Consider the following 4,813-nt stretch of genomic DNA (forward strand, 5'->3'; position numbering starts at 1 on the left):
ACTGCCAGGCATTGTATAAGTGAAGAAGCCCCGCACGCGAGTGCGGGGCTTTTTTACGTCTGCCGATCGTGAAAAACCTCCCTGCAAGCCTGAAAACATCCTGAGAAGCCCTCTCTGATACGGTAAACTACGGCCAGATAATTCAGTTAAGGCCGCCAAATGTCCAGCCAACATCCTTCCTTAAAAGCCGATAACACACTCGGGCTTGAAGTACATACTCAACAACGCATTGTCGCTGAGACACCAGCCGCCATTCTGGATGCATGGCAGGCAAGCCAGAGAGCGCACACGCCATTTCTGGTACTGGGTGAAGGAAGTAATATCCTTCTGCTGGAAGATTTTGCCGGCACAGTGGTATTAAACCGCATCAAGGGCATCAACATTCAGGATGAATATGAGTGCTGGAAATTGCATGTCGGGGCGGGCGAGAACTGGCATCAGCTGGTGAAAAGCACGCTGGAAAAAGGGATCACTGGCCTGGAAAACCTGGCACTTATCCCCGGTATGACCGGCTCAGCTCCAATCCAGAACATTGGCGCTTATGGGGTGGAGTTAAAAGACGTCTGCGAATATGTGGATGTGCTTAATTTACACAGCGGAGAGACAGAGCGCCTCGATCGTGAAGCCTGCGCGTTTGGCTATCGTGACAGCATTTTTAAGCATCAGTACCGCTCAGGTTATGTCATCGTCGCAGTCGGCATGATATTGCCTAAACAGTGGAAACCTGTATTAACCTATGGCGATCTGAAAGCGTTAAATCCGGTAACGGCCAATGCCTGGGACGTCTACCATGCCGTATGCCAGATGCGTCAGAGTAAGTTACCCGATCCGAAAGTAACCGGTAACGTCGGCAGCTTTTTTAAAAACCCGGTCGTGACTCAGGAGCAGTGCAACGCCTTGTTGGCCCAGTTTCCCGCGATGCCGCACTATCCATTGCCAAATGGTGACACCAAACTGGCGGCAGGGTGGCTTATCGATCAGTGTCAGCTTAAGGGCTATCGCATCGGTGGGGCAGCGGTACATCAGCAACAGGCACTGGTGCTCATCAATGCGGAAAACGCCACACCTGCTGATATTGTTGCGCTGGCAAAAACCGTGCGGGCCCGGGTGGGCGAGAAGTTTGATGTATGGCTTGAGCCAGAAGTCCGCTTTATTCAGGCGCAGGGTGAGTGCAACGCTGTTGAGGTGATCGCATGAAGGACCACAACGTACCGTTAAAACTGATCGATATACTATCAGACGGTGAGTTTCACTCTGGCGAACAGCTAGGCGAAACGCTGGGGATGAGCCGGGCAGCCATCAACAAGCATATCCAGACGCTGAAAAGCTGGGGACTCGATGTTTATACCGTGACCGGGAAAGGCTACAGTCTGCCAGCCCCGATACAGTTGCTGGATGAGCAGACAATCCTTTCACAGCTTAAGCAGGGCAATATTTCGGTTGTCCCGGTTATTGATTCCACCAATCAGTATCTGCTGGAACGTATGCATGAGCTTGCGTCCGGCGCTGCCTGCATTGCTGAATATCAGCAGGCAGGTCGCGGTCGCCGTGGTCGTCAATGGTTTTCACCCTTTGGCGCGAATCTCTATATGTCTATGTACTGGCGTCTGGATCAGGGACCTGCGGCTGCGATGGGCCTCAGCCTGGTGATTGGTATCATTATTGCTGAGACGTTGCGTTCGTTAGGGGCTGATGATGTTCGTGTTAAATGGCCCAATGATATTTATCTTCACGATCGCAAACTGGCTGGTATCCTGGTTGAACTGACGGGAAAAACCGGTGATGCTGCGCAGATTGTGATGGGTGCAGGCATTAATCTGACGATGCGTTCGGCAGATGCTTCACAGATCAACCAGGGCTGGATCAACCTACAGGAAGCGGGCGTCACCGTGAACCGTAATGAGCTGGCCGCCAGTCTGATTAATCGGCTGCGTGATGCGCTACCGCTATTTGAACAGGAGGGCTTAGCGCCCTTTATTGCGCGCTGGGAAGCGCTCGATAATTTCATTAACCGGCCAGTTAAATTGCTCATAGGCGAACGTGAAGTCCATGGAATAGCGCGAGGCATTGACAGTCAGGGCGGCCTGCTGCTGGAGCAGGAGGGTGAAATAAAAGCCTGGGTGGGGGGTGAAATATCCTTACGGCCTGTCTGAATAAAAAAGCCTGCATTGATGCAGGCTTTTTTATCAGGGGTGCTATTTACGCAACCGGACCTTATCGACCGCGTGATCGCCACTTTTGGTCATGATCAGACTGGCCCTTTCACGGGTCGGCAGAATATTTTCCTGCAAATTAAGCCAGTTAATCTCTTTCCATAAATTCTCAGCTATTTCAATGGCCTCCGCCTCGGGGATCTGGGCGTAGTGATGGAAATAGGAGTCAGGGTTGGTGAACGCGCCCTGACGGAATTTCAGAAAGCGGTTGATATACCAGCTCTGTAAAAGCTCTTCTTCTGCATCGACATAGATAGAAAAGTCGACGAAATCGGAGACAAATACATGGTGTGGATCGTGAGGGTAATCCATACCACTTTGTAAGACGTTCAGCCCTTCGAGGATCAGAATGTCAGGCTGCTGTATTACCTTATCGCCATCCGGGATGACATCATAAATCAGATGTGAATAAACCGGTGCGGTAACCTGGCTGGCGCCTGACTTCAGATCGGAGACAAATTTCACCAACCTGTGCATATCATAGGATTGCGGAAAGCCTTTTTTCTTCATCAGGCCGCGTTCTTTTAATACGGCGTTGGGATGAAGAAAACCATCTGTGGTAATCAGCTCAACTTTACGATGTTCAGGCCAGCGGCTGAGTAGCGCCTGTAATACACGCGCCGTGGTGCTTTTACCCACGGCAACGCTGCCGGCAATGCTGATGATATAGGGAATTTTCTGCCCGTTGGTGCCAAGAAATTGCTCCAGCACCGCCTGCCTGCGCACATTAGAACTGATATAAAAATTAAGCAGACGCGAAAGCGGCAGATAGATCTCCGCCACCTCTTCCAGCGAGAGGTCTTCATTGATTCCCTCCAGCTGCGCAATCTCCTCCTCTGACAGCGTCATAGGAACGGAATCGCGTAACGCAGCCCACTGGTCACGGGTGAACTGTAGATAGGGCGTAGTCAGGGGTGTCGTTTTATCCATAAGCATACATCTGATCGCTAATTCAATGTTATCAACAGAGTGGTATCTGATAAGCCAGACAGCACAGAGGATTTGAATCGCAGATCGCTGGTTTTTCATTGAGAACAATGGGCTGGAGGGTATCACCAGTATGGGTTTTAACAGAAGAAAAAAGATAAATGTGATCCTGCTTTCGTCGGCATACCCACAAAACAGTAAAATCCTTTTAACATTACGCCACACCGACACCGCTGCCTGAAGGCCGGGTCTGCGCCGTCACAGCCAGTATCACCACTCGCTAACGTTATTGCAGCCTCTGATGCTTCTGGTGCGCCTGACGATGCTAGCGGCGATTAAGGGGGCCTGAGCGGTATCCTGTATCAGCCAGTGATGTGACCCTCCGATTCTTAACGCGGTCTGTGCCACTATGCTTCACGCAACACCCTCCCGTTTACTGAAGAGCGCCAGAAAATATAAAAAGCGGATGGGCAAGGTATAAAAAAGCATCAGCTGGTACAGAATTCAGAAATAATTATGACCCAGTCCGATCATTTATCTGCGAAAAGGAAGGCAGGAGGGCGTTTCGGACTGCTCAGCGTCGCCACCTCAGCAACTGAAAACAGGGCCATATCGCACAAAAATTCTGCATAAAATCGCTAAATTGCGATGATTTGCACAAATAGTAAGCGATAGAGAAAATTTAGCGATTTTTTTGTTGCATCCTGAAGCCGACCTTCCTAGAATGCGCGTCACTTGATGCCGGCTTAGCTCAGTTGGTAGAGCAACTGACTTGTAATCAGTAGGTCACCAGTTCGATTCCGGTAGCCGGCACCATCAAGTAGGTGGGATTCCCGAGCGGCCAAAGGGAGCAGACTGTAAATCTGCCGTCACAGACTTCGAAGGTTCGAATCCTTCTCCCACCACCATCTCAACCTCAGGGTTGAGTTCAGATAAACAACCTGTTTATCTGTCAGGTGAGTCACATCTCACCCTGAATTCAGGCTGGGCATTAGCGCAGTCAAAGTCGGTCAGCTTCGCTGACAGGCTGTGAATAATAGGGGAACATCCTCTGTTATTTACAAGCTACAGAAAGAACAGGTAGCCGAGTTCCAGGATGCGGGCATCGTATAATGGCTATTACCTCAGCCTTCCAAGCTGATGATGCGGGTTCGATTCCCGCTGCCCGCTCCAGATGTGCTGATATGGCTCAGTTGGTAGAGCGCACCCTTGGTAAGGGTGAGGTCCCCAGTTCGACTCTGGGTATCAGCACCACTTCCTTTAATCTCCCTCCTGATTTTCTCTGTAACTTCCTTGCAGTCAGGCATTGCCTGGTTAATGTGATGATATCTTTGATATATCCGTGTCTTAGAGGGACAAGCGATGGCTAAAGAGCAATTTCAACGTAACAAACTGCACGTAAACGTGGGCACCATCGGTCACGTTGACCACGGTAAAACCACCCTGACTGCAGCTATCACCACCGTTCTGGCTAAAACCAACGGCGGCCAGGCACGTGCGTTCGATCAGATCGACAGCACACCTGAAGAAAAAGCACGTGGTATCACCATCAACACCGCACACGTTGAGTATGAGACAGCTTCACGTCACTACGCTCACGTAGACTGCCCAGGCCACGCCGACTATGTTAAAAACATGATCACCGGTGCTGCGCAGATGGACGGCGCGATCCT

The 4,813-nt window shown here is 50.7% G+C and carries 4 protein-coding genes and 4 tRNA genes; 7 read left to right on the forward strand and 1 reads right to left on the reverse strand.

The genetic code is table 11. The annotated features are described in order from the left end of the window. The first annotated feature begins 159 nt into the window (after nt 1-159). Together murB and birA are read left to right on the forward strand one after the other, a co-directional pair. Nucleotides 160-1,197 (forward strand): UDP-N-acetylmuramate dehydrogenase, encoded by a 1,038-nt coding sequence (murB, locus tag ACCW71_RS20450; RefSeq protein WP_436374473.1) that lies wholly within the window; start codon nt 160-162, stop codon nt 1,195-1,197. Beyond that, entirely contained in the window at nt 1,194-2,153 is a 960-nt protein-coding gene (birA, locus tag ACCW71_RS20455) for a bifunctional biotin--[acetyl-CoA-carboxylase] ligase/biotin operon repressor BirA (protein ID WP_436374474.1), read from the forward strand. Before murB ends, birA begins: the two co-directional genes overlap by 4 nt. A 42-nt stretch (nt 2,154-2,195) precedes the next feature. Here the strand turns inward: birA and coaA are convergent, their stop codons facing one another. Further along, a complete protein-coding gene (gene coaA, locus ACCW71_RS20460; RefSeq protein ID WP_436374476.1) occupies nt 2,196-3,143 on the reverse strand; it encodes a type I pantothenate kinase in 948 nt (315 codons plus the stop codon). A 737-nt stretch (nt 3,144-3,880) separates the two neighbouring features. Here coaA and ACCW71_RS20465 point away from each other — a divergent pair. The 5 genes from ACCW71_RS20465 to ACCW71_RS20485 form a co-directional block, all read left to right on the forward strand. After that, a tRNA-Thr gene (locus ACCW71_RS20465) sits at nt 3,881-3,956 on the forward strand. Between the two features lie 7 nt (nt 3,957-3,963). Further along, nucleotides 3,964-4,048, forward strand: a tRNA-Tyr gene (locus ACCW71_RS20470). A 190-nt stretch (nt 4,049-4,238) separates the two neighbouring features. Continuing rightward, nucleotides 4,239-4,313: transfer RNA gene (locus ACCW71_RS20475), tRNA-Gly, on the forward strand. 5 nt (nt 4,314-4,318) lie between these two features. Then, nucleotides 4,319-4,394, forward strand: a tRNA-Thr gene (locus tag ACCW71_RS20480). A 108-nt stretch (nt 4,395-4,502) separates the two neighbouring features. Further along, nucleotides 4,503-4,813, forward strand: a 311-nt coding sequence (locus ACCW71_RS20485; RefSeq protein WP_244319844.1) for a GTP-binding protein, incomplete at its 3' end; no start/stop codon positions are given.

The sequence above is a fragment of the Pantoea sp. C2G6 genome (assembly GCF_051336815.1).
Taxonomy (GTDB): domain Bacteria; phylum Pseudomonadota; class Gammaproteobacteria; order Enterobacterales; family Enterobacteriaceae; genus Pantoea.

What these genes read in the sequence shown, in the direction of transcription:
- murB (WP_436374473.1), top strand. Translation starts at nt 160, where the DNA reads ATGTCCAGCCAACATCCTTCCTTAAAAGCCGATAACACACTCGGGCTT.
- birA (WP_436374474.1), top strand. Translation starts at nt 1,194, where the DNA reads ATGAAGGACCACAACGTACCGTTAAAACTGATCGATATACTATCAGAC.
- coaA (WP_436374476.1), bottom strand. Translation starts at nt 3,143, where the DNA reads ATGGATAAAACGACACCCCTGACTACGCCCTATCTACAGTTCACCCGT.